14 protein-coding genes are annotated in these 15653 nt (G+C 52.7%); 1 reads left to right on the plus strand and 13 read right to left on the minus strand.

The annotated features are described in order from the left end of the window. Positions 1–99: 99 nt before the first annotated feature. The 13 genes from gndA to KVT34_RS06750 form a co-directional block, all read right to left on the minus strand. Complete coding sequence (gene gndA / locus KVT34_RS06690) at positions 100–1512, minus strand: NADP-dependent phosphogluconate dehydrogenase (RefSeq protein ID WP_042232609.1); 1413 nt, start codon at positions 1510–1512, stop codon at positions 100–102. 559 nt (positions 1513–2071) lie between these two features. Then, positions 2072–3055 carry a hypothetical protein gene (locus tag KVT34_RS06695; RefSeq protein WP_217557750.1) on the minus strand — a complete coding sequence of 328 codons (984 nt, stop codon included), beginning with the start codon at positions 3053–3055 and terminating at the stop codon, positions 2072–2074. Continuing rightward, positions 3042–3581, minus strand: a complete 540-nt coding sequence (locus tag KVT34_RS06700) for a hypothetical protein (protein WP_217557752.1) — start codon at positions 3579–3581, stop codon at positions 3042–3044. The genes KVT34_RS06695 and KVT34_RS06700 overlap by 14 nt, the downstream gene beginning before the upstream one ends. A 29-nt stretch (positions 3582–3610) precedes the next feature. Beyond that, positions 3611–3997 carry a hypothetical protein gene (locus tag KVT34_RS06705; RefSeq protein ID WP_217557754.1) on the minus strand — a complete coding sequence of 129 codons (387 nt, stop codon included), beginning with the start codon at positions 3995–3997 and terminating at the stop codon, positions 3611–3613. A gap of 8 nt (positions 3998–4005) precedes the next feature. After that, positions 4006–4485: a hypothetical protein gene (locus KVT34_RS06710; RefSeq protein WP_009672600.1), complete on the minus strand. Its 480-nt coding sequence runs from the start codon at positions 4483–4485 to the stop codon at positions 4006–4008. Between the two features lie 21 nt (positions 4486–4506). After that, positions 4507–6588, minus strand: a complete 2082-nt coding sequence (locus tag KVT34_RS06715) for a hypothetical protein (RefSeq protein ID WP_217557757.1) — start codon at positions 6586–6588, stop codon at positions 4507–4509. After that, complete coding sequence (locus tag KVT34_RS06720; protein ID WP_217557760.1) at positions 6575–8479, minus strand: ATPase, T2SS/T4P/T4SS family; 1905 nt, start codon at positions 8477–8479, stop codon at positions 6575–6577. The genes KVT34_RS06715 and KVT34_RS06720 overlap by 14 nt, the downstream gene beginning before the upstream one ends. Before the next feature lie 6 nt (positions 8480–8485). Next, positions 8486–9316, minus strand: coding sequence for a CpaE/TadZ family protein (locus KVT34_RS06725; RefSeq protein ID WP_217557762.1), 831 nt, complete (start codon positions 9314–9316; stop codon positions 8486–8488). Continuing rightward, positions 9313–10020, minus strand: coding sequence for a hypothetical protein (locus KVT34_RS06730; RefSeq protein ID WP_217557764.1), 708 nt, complete (start codon positions 10018–10020; stop codon positions 9313–9315). The genes KVT34_RS06725 and KVT34_RS06730 overlap by 4 nt, the downstream gene beginning before the upstream one ends. 31 nt (positions 10021–10051) lie before the next feature. Further along, complete coding sequence (locus KVT34_RS06735; protein WP_217557766.1) at positions 10052–11137, minus strand: SAF domain-containing protein; 1086 nt, start codon at positions 11135–11137, stop codon at positions 10052–10054. A gap of 16 nt (positions 11138–11153) precedes the next feature. Beyond that, on the minus strand, positions 11154–12653 hold the full coding sequence (locus KVT34_RS06740) for a serine/threonine-protein kinase (protein ID WP_217557768.1): 1500 nt from the start codon (positions 12651–12653) through the stop codon (positions 11154–11156). Positions 12654–12848: 195 nt separating this feature from the next. Then, positions 12849–13445, minus strand: a complete 597-nt coding sequence (locus tag KVT34_RS06745; RefSeq protein ID WP_217557770.1) for a hypothetical protein — start codon at positions 13443–13445, stop codon at positions 12849–12851. 424 nt (positions 13446–13869) lie between these two features. Beyond that, positions 13870–14709 (minus strand): stalk domain-containing protein, encoded by an 840-nt coding sequence (locus KVT34_RS06750; protein WP_217557772.1) that lies wholly within the window; start codon positions 14707–14709, stop codon positions 13870–13872. Between the two features lie 155 nt (positions 14710–14864). Between KVT34_RS06750 and KVT34_RS06755 the strand changes: the two genes are divergently transcribed. Continuing rightward, positions 14865–15515, plus strand: a complete 651-nt coding sequence (locus KVT34_RS06755) for a YktB family protein (RefSeq protein ID WP_217557774.1) — start codon at positions 14865–14867, stop codon at positions 15513–15515. The last annotated feature ends 138 nt before the right edge of the window (positions 15516–15653 follow it).

Below are 15653 nucleotides of genomic sequence, written 5' to 3' on the forward strand. Positions count from 1 at the left end.
AAACGATTAGGAGGCACGGACGATGCCGTATCCGATCGGATGTCAGCGAAACGGACGCCATGTCCGGTAAGCGAAACGGAGCCGGTTCGGCTACCGTTTTTAGCTGTCGAGCCAGTTGTAGTGGAAGGTACCTTCTTTATCCACACGCTGGAACGTGTGTGCGCCGAAATAATCGCGCTGGGCTTGCAGAAGGTTGGCCGGCAGGCGCTCTGTGCGGTAGCTGTCGTAATAAGCCAGCGCAGAGGCGAAAGCCGGTGCCGGGATACCGCGCGTTACCGCTACGGAAACGACGTTTCTCCAAGCATCCTGATAGTTTTCCACGATGTTTTTGAAGTAATCGTCCAGCAGCAGGTTGCGGAGTTCCGGATCGCGGTCGTACGCATCCTTAATGTTTTGCAGGAAACGGGCACGGATAATGCATCCGCCGCGGAAAATCATGGCGATTTCGCCATAACTCAGATTCCAGTTGTACTCTTCGGATGCGGCCCGCATTTGAGCGAAGCCTTGTGCATACGAAGCGATTTTGCTCGCGTACAGGGCTTTACGGACCGCTTCGATGAACTCTTCACGGTTGCCTTCAAACGGCTTCACCGCCGGGCCGTTTAGTACTTTGCTTGCAGCTACCCGCTCTTCTTTCATGGCGGACAGGAAGCGGGAGAATACGGATTCCGTAATGATGGAAAGCGGCACGCCCAGATCCAGGGAGCTTTGGCTGGTCCACTTGCCCGTGCCCTTCTGGCCTGCGGAATCGAGGATAACGTCGACCATCGGCTTGCCGGTTTCTTCGTCGTATTTCGTGAAAATATCACGGGTGATTTCGATCAGGTAGCTGTCCAGCTCGCCTTTGTTCCACTCCGTGAAAATTTCGTGCAGTTCTTCCGTGCTGACGTTCAGCACGTCTTTAAGCAGTTGATAAGCTTCGCAAATCAGCTGCATATCGCCGTATTCGATGCCGTTATGTACCATTTTAACGTAGTGGCCGGCGCCGTCCGGACCGATATACGTACAGCATGGATCGCCGTTCACTTTGGCGGAAATCGCCGTTAGGATCGGTTCCACGAGCTTGTATGCGTCTTTCTGTCCGCCAGGCATGATGGACGGGCCTTTAAGCGCGCCCTCTTCGCCGCCGGAAACACCCGTACCGATAAAGCGGATGCCGCGAGCTTCCAGCTCTTTGTTGCGGCGCTGGGTATCCGGGAAGTAGGCGTTACCGCCGTCGATCAGGATATCTCCCTCGGACAGAAGCGGAACGAGTTGTTCAATGGTAGCATCGGTCGCTTGTCCGGCTTTGACCATAATTAAAATTTTGCGCGGAGTTTCGAGCGACTGTACGAATTCTTCCATGCTGAAAGTACCGACCAGGTTACGTCCGGTTGCCTCTTCAAGAAGTTCTTTCGTTTTCTCAGGCGAGCGGTTAAAAACGGAAACGGTAAAGCCGCGGCTCTCGATGTTAAGCGCCAGGTTTTTACCCATGACCGCAAGACCGATTACACCAATTTGCTGTTTGGACATGAATCAAACACCCTTTCCTCTTGTATTAGATCGTCACCGCTCCCACTTGATGTCAGAACGGCTGCCGAAGGATGGATTCGACCCGCTCGGGAACAAACGGCGCATTTTCCGTTACGGATCATGCAAGAACCGCTGCTCCCGGCTCGAGGCAAAGCTTCCGGGCTTGCGTTTGCTGTCAAATTCGGGGCGATACACGTTTAAGAACAGACGAAAATTTGTGTGAAAAAAAGCACATTGCCCGGTGTTTTCCACATTCCCGTAGATTTCCCAAAGCATCTGCGCCTGATTCCACTTGCCGCATGTTCCAGTTCTTAACATGGACCGAACGCCCCGATAGCACAGATCAGTCAAACCGCCCAACATGCTGATTCCGCCGTGAACCGCATTATGACGTTAAATCACTGCAGTCATAAATGAAACGTGGCATCACAAATGTGCGGAAGCCGCATCGAACTCATCGTTGACTTGATGATAAACGTTCCGCGGATCGGATGTCAATTTTATCGGACAATCTTTTTCGGTAGAGCGCTTTCTTTGTTCCGTCGCGAAATCGAGTGTTTTATGTCCGTCCGTTGTTGCATTCTTTCGGGTAATAACCGGCTGCAGCAGCGGCTTTGGGACTCGAGAAGGTTTCCAAAATCTGCTGGGGACGCGGACAACGGCTGCTCGTGAAATAAGGAAGGTTGTTTTGCCTGTATCCATAAAACACGGGCCGCTTCACGATCCTTGCCCCTCCCAGCGCGTAATTGTTATAGGTCCGGTATCCGATCGGAATGCCCTGTACAAAAGCGAGCATCCCCACATCGTCAATCGTATTGCTCCATTCCTCGTCCGACAGAAGGGGCAGCGTGAACGTATAGGCAGCTCCCAAACGGCGTGTCTGAATATTGTGCTCCAGGATCGCATTTTCGAGCTCGCGCTGGATCGTGTTTATAATCGCACCTCTCCTGACTTCGTCAAAGCGTGCCCCGGGCTTTAAAAGCGCTGTTTGTGTTTTAGCCTGGATCTCGCTCCGGAACCCTTCTATCCAACCGGTTCCCGCAGCATTTTTCACCGTTACGTATTCGTCCAGCGTAAAAGCTATAACCTCTCCTGTCGGGTCCTGGTAAACGTACGGCCTTTTCGGCCCTTCCAGTCTCCGGCTCCGCTCAAACCCGTCTTCCCCTGTATAAGATTCGAATGTGTAGGAGTAACAACCGTCGTAGCCGACAACGAGGAGAGCGGAAAGATAAGAATCAAGAACCTGCTGGCCCGCCGCATTCTCCGACACGCCGAAATTCGAATAGAAGGTTTTATAAAAGCTATCAACAGCCTCTTTTCGGTTGACCCTGACCTTCTTCGAGGATTCGTACCGAACCTCTTCCCCCTGCTTCTCATTGACGGAAAGAGCCGCCGCGCCGTCCTGGACGGCCGCATTTACAGCCGCATCGTACTTCGTCTCCAGAAACAGCATTTGAAACTGGGCTTTTGCATCGAATTTGTTTATCCATGCGAAGGGCACATAAATGAGAACAAAGAAAATGGCCAGTTTAGCTGTCTTCATTGCGGACCATCCCCCCGTACGGCATATAAAGCTGCCCGCCGGGCGTATTCGTCCCGTTTAAAGCGTCCTGCCAGACAACTGCCGGTGTACGGCTCAGGCTGCGCACGGTCACCGTGAAATAATCACCGGCGCCAAGTTTGTAGGTACGATCCGCATGGTCCGGCGGTAGCGAGTTTTCGGGAAACAGAACAGGAAGAATCTGGGCGTTATAGAAGGCTTCGTCCTCCACCGTATATTTCTCCGCGAACCGCCCCTGCTCGTCATATACGGGCACATACCGTTTGTGCTTATGTTCCATCCTAACATCAAACGCCTGGCCGGAGGTTGTGAGCTCCTTTTGAAACTGTTCGTACATAGCCGGCGTCAGCAATCCTTTATCGCGCACGTTGTCGACAAAACGTGTCATCGTCTCGAACGCGATCACCCGAGACAGATCATCCTCTCTGGCCGCCGAATCCGACAGCGGATAAATGTACAGCAGCAAAACCGCTAAAATGAGGACAAAAGCCTTGCTGAGCGTATCCACCTGTTCCCTCCCCGTTTACGCCAGACAATTCAAGGCGTCGTATATACGATTCGTTTTAACGTTCCTCCGGTATCACGCACCGCATAATAACGATACGCTGCAGCGGGATCTATGCCGGCAGGGTCCGTTTCTTCTTTCTGCCGACCGCCCGGATAGCGTTTGCCGTTTACCACAATGTCATAAGGTTCTCCGGCGTTTAAATAAATGGACATGCTCAGATCGGATCCTTTTACCGAAACCGCTCCGAGCTTGGCATTTGCGGGGTATTGATTGTAATCGAGAAGCTTCCGGGATAAATAAGTATCCGCAATGGCTCCCCTTACGTTTTGGAGCAGTATCATGCCCGTGACTAAAGCAGAGACGAACATGCAGACCGAAACACCGGCAATCAGCATGGAGCGAGTCGCATGATTCATCGCTTCGTCTATTGCTGCATAAATTCAATCGCACGGATCACATTGCTTTTATCCTTAATGATGTGCGCTTTGAATTTACCGCTCGGATTCACGTAGTCCATATGAGACTCCAAGGTTGCGTTCGCAACAGCATCCCTGGATATCGAGGCGATTACCGTACCGTAATTGCTGCTAGACGGCGACGTGGTATCGATCTTGTTCGTATACCAGGAGCCGACCGGATTTTTGCCCGTTTGAACCTGAATCCCGAACTGCTCCTTGTCGGCAAATTTACGCAGCGCGTTTACAACCTGACTCCCCGAAACCACGGTGTTGTCGTACACGGTAAAAGCCGTCTGGGAAAGCTCCGTCTGAATATCCGAAAAATTGTTCTGCGCCGCTTTCGTGGCATCCTGTGCCGAAATAAACATCACCACCGCAATCGTAATCAGAGCGATGGCCAGAAAAAAACCTGCCGCCATGATGAGTGCTTTCTGTGCATTTCCCATTGTAATCCAGCTCCTTTATCCTTAAGAAATTTTACCGATCTGCTGATAATACAAATTCATCTGCTGCATGCTCATATAAACGAGCGGAATGACCAGGTAGAGGAAAACAAGCGCATACATGGGAGCAAAACCGATCCAGCGCCCCCAGCCGGCTTTGGTTTCGATCATCCGCTCATAGTCCTGCTTGCGCCGCTCGAAGTGATACTGCTGCTCCGCTTCCAGGTCGTCAAACGCCTGCTTGACCGGAATATGGTTAACGGCAGCCTGGAGCCGTTCAACCAGACGGACAAAGGGCGTATAGGCGGATTCCTCCTTCAGCTTTTCCAGCGCCTCATCCGCCCCCGCTTCGTAATCGAGCAGACATGCGGACAGCGGAGACTGAAACAAGACTGCAAAACGTTCCAGCCATTCCAGTATGTGTTCGACGGACATTCGTTCGAAATGAGCGAGGATGGTCAACAGCGTATAAAACTGGTCCACCTCGTTTTTCATTTCCATCCTGCGCATTCGTTTCTGCATGTGCAGCAGCCAAACCGGACTGTGGTAGCCCGCCCAACCGGAAATAAAACAGAACAAGAGCTCCCGCCAACTTAAATGTGCCTCCGCAATACTGTCCAGTTTTGCCTTAATCCGTTCGCCCGCGGTGTTGAGGACGTTAGGATCGGGCTGGAATCCCTGCTGCCGCATTTCTTCGGCTATCATTTCACGAAGCTCTCTGCCGGACCGCTCCAATTTCTGAATGACGTTCCGGTCAAAGGCCGTGACTTCCAGCGCTTTCCGTTTTTCATGCGGAGAAAGACTCCCGAACATCGCTTGATTACGCGTCGGCGAAAAGTAAACCTGCTGCAAGGTAAGTCTTTGCATAATCAGAAACATCCCCATCACGAGAAGAAAACAAGCGAGCCCCGTAAGCAGGCGGCGGAGGGTAAGCCATTCAAGCAGCAAGGGGGAATTGGCTTCCCTGATAAGCTTTTGCAGCCTGCCCCTTTCCATGGAATGCACTGCAGGGACAAATCTCTGCGTGACTGCGTTGACAAGCCGGTTACCCAGCCATTTTTGCTCGGGCGGTTTCCGGCCTGTTCTGCGGTTGCCTGTTTCCTCCGCAGTATCCTGAAGCTTTCTGAGGAGCACAAAGCAGACGATGATCAGCACGAAAATGCCTGTTTTGACGGCAAATCCCGCGGCGCCCGTATAAAATTCATCCATAGCCGGGAAATTATGCCGCGCCCACGCTTCAATGGGTTTGGCAGCCATAATCGGGGAGATTGCAATAACGGAAAGTCCTTTTAAGAGGTAATGGAGTTTTTCTTTACGGAGTATTTCAAGGCGGATTTCAGAAGTGATTTTGCTGAGGGCATGCAGATACATGGAGCCATGCGGAAGCAGCTTGTCTCCGAATTCCCTGACTAAAAAGGAGACGCCCGCAAAGCTTTTCAAAAAACGGTTTGGCGCATGCTCATAGTAGATTTCCAGACTGGGCTCCGGATGGTCGGAGGTCAAAGTGCCGTACACCGATTCCGCATGGAGCGACAGCTGCCTGGGCGCGATCTGAGCGGCGTCATAAACCGCCTCGTCCACCATCCCGTGCTGGTGATAAAAGTGCCGGACATCCGATAAAAATTCGGTCATTTGTCGGAGCAGCCGGTCTTCGGCCCGGTGGACGAGCGTATCGATGAGGATACCGTGGAGAACAAGACTTCCGAGTAAAATCATGAGCATGTAAGAGATATCCGGGTAAAAAAGAACAACAAAACCCGCTGTGAGCCAGCCGTTCAGGAAAGCAAACAGCGTAATCCGCCCGGTTTCCATTCGAATCATACTCTCGTCGTAAGAGTATAAGGGAGCAATCCTCCGGCGTATACGCTGTGTATAACGGGAAAATCCGGGGATATTGCTCATAACTTCGTAGCATTTTCCGTACAGCCGTTCGATCTGTTTTCTTCCGTTTCCTTTTAAAGGAGAGAGCAGCTTTTGAAGCTCGTCCTCCCCGTAACCGCTCAGCTTGGCCCGTCTTTTAACAGCGTATACGTACAGAAGCCAAATTACGCATGCGGCGCCCCCGCTGAATAAAGCGATCGAAAGCAGCCAATCACGAAGCGGCAATAACATCGCCTCCCCAATGCGTTTCCAAAAATCTTTCGAATGCGCGGGCGTCCGCGGGTGTCATATGATCCAGCATTTCCTCGGTGTTGCGGAGACTGATCGGCCGGCAAACCCGGTAGGCACCGTCCCGGTATTCCACAATGTTTCGTTGTTCGTAAAGTTTGCGGTCCGTTGTCCTCCGAAAAAATTCGGAGGCATCGTCCAGAAAGCCGGGGAGTTCAACTGTATCCTTGTCGGTCATGCCCGCTTTTTCGCTCGGATATGAATCGCTATCCAGAGGAACGCATTCCGTTATCCGTTCTATAAAACGCGTTCCGTCGGCACTTTTGCGCAGATGAATGTCAAAATGAATCACGCGGATAACCTGCTTTTCAGCCATGACTTCATCTTGGAACATTCCCGTTTTGAGCAAGGAGTTGCGAAGCGAGTCGATCAGGCTGGCAAACGTTTTGGCATGATGGGTAAAAAGGGTGAACAAGCTGGCTACCTGGGCCATTTGTATCATCCAGGCGGCAACCGTGTCGGTCGCCACTTCCCCCAGGATATGCACGGCTCCGTCCGTTTTTTTCTGTACGTCGAGACCCTGCTGCCCCGTAATGTGATCCGTCTCCCGGAAACTTAAGATGTTGCGCTGCGGGTATAAATTCCTCAGATGCAATTCGTACGCCATTTCCTGTACGCGAAGCGTCAAGGTCGCGGAGATGGATTGGACCATAGCCATGAGCAGGGTTGTTTTCCCGCTGCCCTGCGCACCCGTCACGGCCGTTATCCGGCATCCTTTGACAAGATGACGAATGAGTTCCACAGCCAGCCCGGCATTGCCCCCTTGGACAAGCTGATCCAGCATAGCGTTGGGCAGATCGAACTTGCGGACGAAAAACGCCCAGGATTCCGAAAAGGGAGGCCGGACCACAACGACACGGGATCCGTCCTTCATATCGTTCACTTTATAGCCGTTCGTTTCGGAAAGCTGACCCGGATAATTATATTTGTAAATATTTTGACAGACCCGCCGCAGCTCTTCGCTGCTGCCGAAACTTAGGAACGAAAAGTGGATAGGTTTTCCCCGGTAGAAAATCCAAACGCTATCGTTAGCCGTGCTTTCTTTCTTATGCCGGTGATTTCCTTCAGCCTCTCTTTCCGCAAGCGGAGATCCGCGATGCCCGGTATTGTCCGGAAGCGCACCAGAAACTCCTCCCGATACACCGTCGATGCGCATCTCGCGGATGGTATCGATCACGCCGAAGCCTTTGTAATGCTGATAGATTCGCTGCACGACGATTTCCAGCTTATCCTGAAACGACAACAGCCCGGCTTCCTTGCGGAATACATGCGCAATCTCCTCCGCCGTTACGATATAAGAAGGCGTGCGGCCGTCTTCAATCACATGTTTAACGGCATCCAGCTTATGCTTCCGGATTAATTCATGAAGGCCATCGTAACCGTATTTTTTCCGATACAGATGAAGCAGAATGTCAAACCGGTCCTGTGCCGTGAGCTGCTCGGGCTTATGAAAAGGCAGAGAGTGGTGAATCGTTGTTTCGCCAAGTCCGTTAACGCCGGTCAGCAGGTCCGTCATGACGGATTTTACGTATCGTTTGTCCTTCAGATCGCCGTGTCCGCAGCCCTTCAGAGCCCTTTTCAGCTGAAGTCTTTTGTTCCGGCTGCGCCGGTACTCCTCCTCGGACAACCGGAGTTCGCTGCCCCCGCCGGCCGTTATCTCGGCAAAAGCTTCTTTAATGAAGGCGGTCATTGCCTCAATGGAGTAATTTTTTGCGGTTTGCGAAGCGGAAGTTCTGACGCGCCAGCCTCCCGTTTTGGCAAAGAACCACATCACCGCAAAAACTGTCACTATGAGTATCAAAGCGAGATTTAACCTGTCCGTGGGCATGGAGGGCTAGGCTCCCCTTTCCTGCATAAGCTTCGAATCCAGGCCCAGCCGGTCAAGAAGAGCCTTGGTCAGCTTCCTAATCTCCGTAATGAATGCGTACGAAGAGTGACGCGGGCCCGCATTTCGGCTCCTCAAAAAAAACTCAAGCACGTTTTTATCGCCGCAGGCATCCAAATAACCGGTGCAGTGCGGAACGGTATAGATCGGCTGCCTCCATTTGAATTTCCGGGCCAGATTAACGGCATTAAAACGGGAGTTTTCGTCATAATCGCCCAACACGAGAAGAAGCGGTTTATTTTGCAGAGATTCCGTCCAGAGTTCCTTGTTGAAATAGCGCTCCAGCAGTTCAAGGTTCTGACTGAGATTAACGACGATCAGATCCGAATTACGCAAAATAACCTCCGTGCAGTCTTCCTTATACCCGTCTCCGACGTCAACAAAGGTAAGGTCATAGTAACGGCTGGCACTGTTTACGATGTACGGCAGTGTTTCTTCCCGGAAACAATCCGGGTCCGCAAGCGGCTTCCTCGAACCGGGAAGCAGGTCCAGCCTGTCCTTGACGATCGGTTTTGTGTAATCTTGGATCGTCTCGGGCGTCATCTTATCACTTTGAAGCAGTCGCTCCAGCGCATCCAGCCCGTACTCGCTGAACGACAACAGATTGCCGTCCGAAGAAGGCCGACCGAAGGCGTTTTCCAGCGCCGTTCTTGTTCTTTTCGTATGCGTAATCATAATCCGCGCGTAATAATCGAGCGCGATCATCGTAGAGACCGCCAGCACATTCGATGTTGCAGCTCCATGCCCCCGTACGGGCGCCCAAAACGCCACCTGACTCATCCTGTTTTCCTCCTCATGGCTTGTTTGATCATCCGTTTGAGAACAGCTCTGTCCTCTCCGGTTATTTCGTTCGTAACGGCCAGCAGCACATTCCTGTACGCTCTGGACATACGCCTGATTCCGACCTTACCCTGATACTCACTGTCTATGCGTACGGCTAGATCCACTTCATCGAACGGCAGCTTGTGATATTCGTCAGGCGTTATGAACGGCAGCGGAGCCAGCACCTTATCCACATACGCTTCGTCAATACCGCATTCCACCGCATCCCGTATGATAACCGTACTTGTGAGGGTGTTCACCTGGCAGACATCATTCAATGAACAGATCAGTTCCGCCGTTCTCCGCATCGTATATTTATCGTAGGCCGTTGTCAGGAAGAGACCCTCGAACGGATAAGCGCCTGCGGCCCCCGGAAAGTCAGCCCGGTCCGTATCCACCATCACGATGTCGTATTCTTCCAAAACCGATCCGCTGGCTGCGGCATGCTCCAAGGCTGCATCCAAGCTGGTGAAATGACAGGCCACATCAATTTCATCATACTGAACCAGTTCAGGTTCAGATCCGGGGGCGACGAGGCAGCTTAGCCTGCGGGATGACGTTCCGTCTATAAGCAGTACGCGTCTTCCCCCCACTGCCGCCAATCGGCAAATGCCGAGCAGCAGGTCACTGTGTTCCTTCGCTCCAACGCAAAGCAGCTTCATCGGTGTATCTCCCCTCTATGAGCCGGGCGGATCATGGCTGTACCGCTTCCCGGAAAATATCTTCCTGCCTCTCTCTGATTTCAGAGGGAGGCGTTTCGGGTCCGGCGTTTTCCGTCGGTATTTTCTCGGGTGATCCGCTTGTACCGGGCGAGAAGCCGTGCGGTTTCGCGCTCACCTCAGGTTTTGCGGACGGCCGGTTAGAAGGCCCTACAACCGAAGGGGTCTCCTCTCCCTGAACGGCGCCAATTCCGGCCGGGTTACCGCCTGTTCGGCCGGAGCTTATACCGGCGTTTATTTTCTGCTTCGAAGCATCGTCCATATTCTGCAGATCTTTGTCCAGCAGTAGCCTCATACTTTTCATCAGTTCCAGCTTAGCCGTCTCCAGCACATTCGGGTCCGTGCGGATCAGCTCAAGCACCTTGGCGTTGACCGGGTAAGTAGGTTCGGCTTTGTCCTGCATCTGGGGATCCACATAAGGAAGCGAATAGAGCTTCGCTCCATGAAGATAGGCATCGACGACGGCGCTCGACATATCGAGAATCTCCCTCTCACTGAGCTTAAGCCACACCGTGCCTTCCGAGACATTGTCCACTCTTTTCTTGGCCAGTACGATATAATCCTGACCGGTCGGAAAGCTGATGCGCACATCGACGAAATCGTCTTTCTTCAGCAGACTCGGCAGCCCGATTACGTTGAACTCCTCCTGACGGACATCTTTGGCCAGCATGCCTTCCTCATACAGCATGGAAGCCAGTACAGGCGTATTTTTAACGCCTGCAAGCTTGAACGTCCTGCCGGTGACCTGCCGCAGATCAAGATCCGATCCAACAGGCGCATCGGCCGCATTCATTTCCAGATACTTAATGTCTTCGTCTCCAAGCCTTGTTCCCGCTTCGATATCCCGGGTTAACACAACTACCTTCCTTCTTTCGGTCTTGGCCGATAAAGATTTAGCCTCCGAGAGGTTGGCCTGGTAACGATACTCCAGATCGGTGATTTTTTTACGATGCTGAAGTCCCGTATAAACAAATCCCCCCGAAGCAAGAAGTCCTGCGGTCAAGGCACCTATCAGGCCCGAGTAGATCAGATGTTTCGTTCGCTGGCGGATAATGGACACGTTCTCTCTCCTTTCGTTATTTCGGCGCTCGCGCGCGGAACCATCGGCGCATAACCGAGCCGGCCACCTGTGTACGCGGTTCCGGGAGCCCCAGCCATCCGTCCAGCAGCTCGGCCGTCTCCTGCTGATGGCAGAACGGGTCTGCATGCGCCGGCAAGCCGATCAGCCGCACGTCCGGCAGCATACGGCGGATATCCCTCAGCATCTGTGCGGACGCAAGCGGCACAAACAAGCTGCACTTGGCCGGCTCCGGTACGGGATGGCTGCGGAAGAACGCTGCGATGTCCCGGCGCTTCCATTCACAGCCCGTACCGACGACGACCTGGACGGCGGCGCGCATAAACTCCCCGAACCATTCCGTTTCGTCGTAGCTTCCGAGATCCAGAACGACAAAATCGTACGATCCGGACAAGGTGCCGATCATGTCCAGCCCGTCGCCCGCTTTCGCATACCGCACTCCCCGCAAGTCGAATGCGGCGCTGCCGTAAAGGGATTCGTCCGAGCCCTCGTACACGGCCTCAATGCGGCTGAAATGGCCCGACGCGTTCGCCTCGGCCAAGACCACGGTGCGGCGTTTACGCGCAAGGAAATGGGCCAGCAGAACGGCCGTATGCGTGCAGCCCACGCCGCGTCCCGTCCCGCAGACCGCGATCACGACCGGGCCGAGAAACCCGCCGGAACGGGCGGGTGGCCCCTCCCCGACGCGCAAAGCCGCGTAAACCTCGCTCAGCGCTTCCCGCAGCTCTCTTGCGTTCGGATAGCGGTGGTCCGGATCGTGCTCCAGCAGCTTCTCGATGATGACGGACAAGCTGTGCGGGATTTCCTCATTCAACCGGGCGAGCGGGACGCCAGAGGAATGCGGATACCTCCCTCCGCTCAGAAGGTAGTACAGTACCGCGCCCAGCGAATACAGATCGGTCCTGCGGTCGGTTTGAAGCTGCTGAAACTGCTCCGGGGCGGCAAAACCGACGGTTCCTATCTGGACCGTATCCGCTTGTCTGCCGCTTTTGAAATGCCGGGCAATACCGAAATCGATCAGCCTGACTTGTTCCTGGCCGTCGATCATAATGTTGGAAGGCTTCAGATCGCGATAGATCATCGGAACCGGAAGCTCATCATGGAGGTAGTGGAACAGATCGCACAGCTGCAGCGCGTAATTCACCGCAGCCGCAACCTCCACTTGTCCGCCCGTGCGGCTAAATCGCTCGGCCAGTGTCTCCCCTGCGATATAATCCATCACCAGGTAGCTGAAGCCTTCATCGTCCGGGGGGAAATAATCAACAATGCCCGGCAAATGAGCATGATGAAGGCGGATCAGCATTTCCGCTTCGTCTACGAACCGCTGATAATCCTGCACCTGCTGAAGAATCTCCTTGACCGCCCAGCGCTTTCCTTTCAGTTTCAAATCCTCGGCCAGATACACGGTTCCCATGCCGCCTTTGCCGACGGTTGAAACGATTCTGTAACGGCTGCCAAGAATATCTCCCGCATACAGCCGGCCTCGATCGGGTTTCACCGCTACCGTCTCTCCTTTTCCTGTTTTTCCCGGCGTAGCACAAAAAACCGCCCACGGCATGCTCTTAAGCACACTCATGGGCGGTTCTTCCGCACCGGTTCATTCTGTTCTTTTTTAAGATAGCATACCCGGACTGTTCTTACAACAGTATTTTCCATAAACCCTATATTTCGGATAAACGACCGTTGTGGAATGTTACACTTCAAGCAGAATCATCTCTTGGCGCAGTTCGGTCAACTTCTCCTTGGAATCGACGACAGCTTGGACGTCGCCCTTCTGAATCGCTTCGTTCAGCACGGCCAGCTCATAGTCAAGCTCCAGCCTCAGGACGGGAATCCGTTCCTCGATACGCCTGGAGCGGAAAGCTAGAAGCATTTCCTCGAATGTAACGACAGGTTCTTTCTGAAACAGCACCTTATGTTCGATTCCCGAAATTTCGACCATACGGATGATTTCGCCGAACATGATGTTTTCGATCAGGATCTGACGGTCTTTGAACCGCTTGACGACTGCATGCCCCCGTGTGTCTCCAATCAGTTTTTCCATCATTTCGGCAAGCTTCTCATCTTTAAAAGAATAGTTGCCGACGATTTTATACCGTTCGCCTATGCGTTCGAATTTCAGCTTGACTAGTTTTCTTCCGGAGCGGATAGAAATGACAAACTGGTGGTCGTTTTCGTTCCAATAAAGGGAATATCCCTCTTGAATCAAGGCTTTAATAAACTGCCGGATGAGCCGGCGGTCGAATCTTAATTCCAGATTGCAGTATTCGACTTCGTGATTTTTGCTCACGGCAATCCCCTCCCGAAGACTTCGATTGGCTGCTTTGACAGAAATTTCAGACAACTCTAAGTTTACTTTATCTTATTATGATTCATATGTTTTCGCAACTTGGATATTGACAATTTTTTACCCGAATTCCGAACAAAAATAACGCTCTTTTCCCATCAATTTTTATTGTCGGGAAAAGAACGTCTTTTTCGGGTATGCCGCGTATCATGTTTAAATTTGAATTAAACCAATTGCCGCCTACATTCTTGCCTTGTTCTCACTCGGCTGCAAGATGGCCGAACCGACGGGAGCAGCACGACCGCCATAAGCCCCAAAATCGCGAGAGGCAGCCGCACATCGGCCAAAGACGCTTCGGCAGCCATCTTCTACTGGAAGCAGGCAAGGCCTTAATCTTATGCTCCGGCCGGTGAATCCGTTCTCGTCCTCAATACGGGTCTACGGCGGTTTTGCCCAGCAGTTGTTTGGAAGAGCTGCCTACGATATAAAGATCTTTCTGCATCTCGGTCAGTTTCAGGATAACCTGATAATACTGGCCGTTTTCCGTCAGCAGATACCGGTACGTATTGGCCTCTTCAAGCTTCTCGATAAAAATCGGATTGTGGAAGTAGTACGTATCGCCGATTTTGTAGTTCGACATGTCTTTCACGTATCCCCGAAGGGCGCGGATTTTGAAATCATCCTTCTCCCCGGCAATAATCGGAGGCATTTCCTCCCCGTATGTGAGGATCGGATTTTCTTTCCAAACTTTCCGGAGTTCCGTCTCGTTGATGTAGATCTCTCCGGTGTACTTTTCTTTGGCTTTGCGAAGCCCCTTTGTATCCATGCCCATCTTCTGAACGTCGCTCTGCCGGTAGTACATCCCTTTGCTGAGCGTCACGAGCACCGGATAATCCCCGCCTAAATATTTCATGATGTATGCGGTCGGATTTTCCAGTATGATCTCGTCGTATACGACATCGCCCGTTTCAGGCTGCTGCGGATACAACCGGGTATTCACGTAGATCGTCTGGTTGGAATCCTGCCAGTTTACGTTCGCGTTAAGGCGCGAAGCGATTTCCTTGAGCGGCAGATAGCTGTTGTTGTCGTAAATAAGAACCGGGCTGCTCAAATTGGCCGGTGTCCCGTTCACGACTACCTTAAAATCGCTGCGGACATAAGCCGTCACCTTCTGAATCCAGTCATCGGCGTAAACGCCTGCCGCGAACGAAACGCTCATCAGCACTCCGGCTGCCGCGGCTATCATTTTTTTGCTCGGCATATGCATGTGTTCTTTCTCCTTTTCGATTGAATATTGCGGCTGTTACCGGGCCGCGTCTTCCCCGTTATGGCCTTGTCAAGCGTTTATGGTATAGTAAACTACGTAAGCACGCTTCATCTGCCTTACTTAAATTTTAACGAGCATTCATGCCAGGAGGTCCCATGTCCAACTCCACAACCATTCGCCCCGCTTTCCGGGGGTTTGATTCATCCGATTTCGAAACGTTTGCGATTGAAGGTCTGGACGAGCGCATGAAGGCGATCCAGGAACGCATTCAGCCGAAATTCAAAATACTCGGCGAAACCCTGTGCGAAGATATCGCCCTGCATGCCGGAACCGAAATGCATCTGCATATCGCGAAGCACGCCCGGCGCACCGTAAACCCGCCCAAAGACACCTGGCTGGCAATCGCCGCCAATAAACGCGGATATAAGCAGCACCCGCACTTCCAGATCGGCTTGTTCGACGATCACGTTTTCATCTGGTTCGCCCTGATCTACGAGGTGCCGGACAAGCAGGCGATCGCCGGACGTCTTCTCGCAAGCCAAGACGAGCTGTACCGGAGCATCCCGGAGCATTATGTATTGTCGTTCGATCATATGCAAAAACGCAGCGTGCCCGCCGGCGACCTGACGGCCGAATCGTTCGGCGACGCTCTTGTCCGCTTCCGGGATGTGAAAAAAGCCGAGTTTCTCGTCGGACGGCATGTTGATCAGCAGGATCCCATTTTGCAAAAGGGCGATGCATTCACCCGGATGGCGAAGGAAACGTTCGAGTCCCTGATGCCTTTCTACCGGACGGCCCGGGGATAAGCCGCCGGCTTGACGGTCCTATCTCCTATATCGGCAATTCCGCACAAAGTGTGAACCCGCCGGTCATTTGAAAAAGAAACGCGGCCCGCAAATAATCCGCTCCCGTATGGGAAATACTAGGAAGGACATCCGATCTAC

Source organism: Paenibacillus sp. GbtcB18, from assembly GCF_019091125.1.
GTDB classification, from domain to species: Bacteria; Bacillota; Bacilli; order Paenibacillales; family NBRC-103111; genus Paenibacillus_F; species Paenibacillus_F chitinolyticus.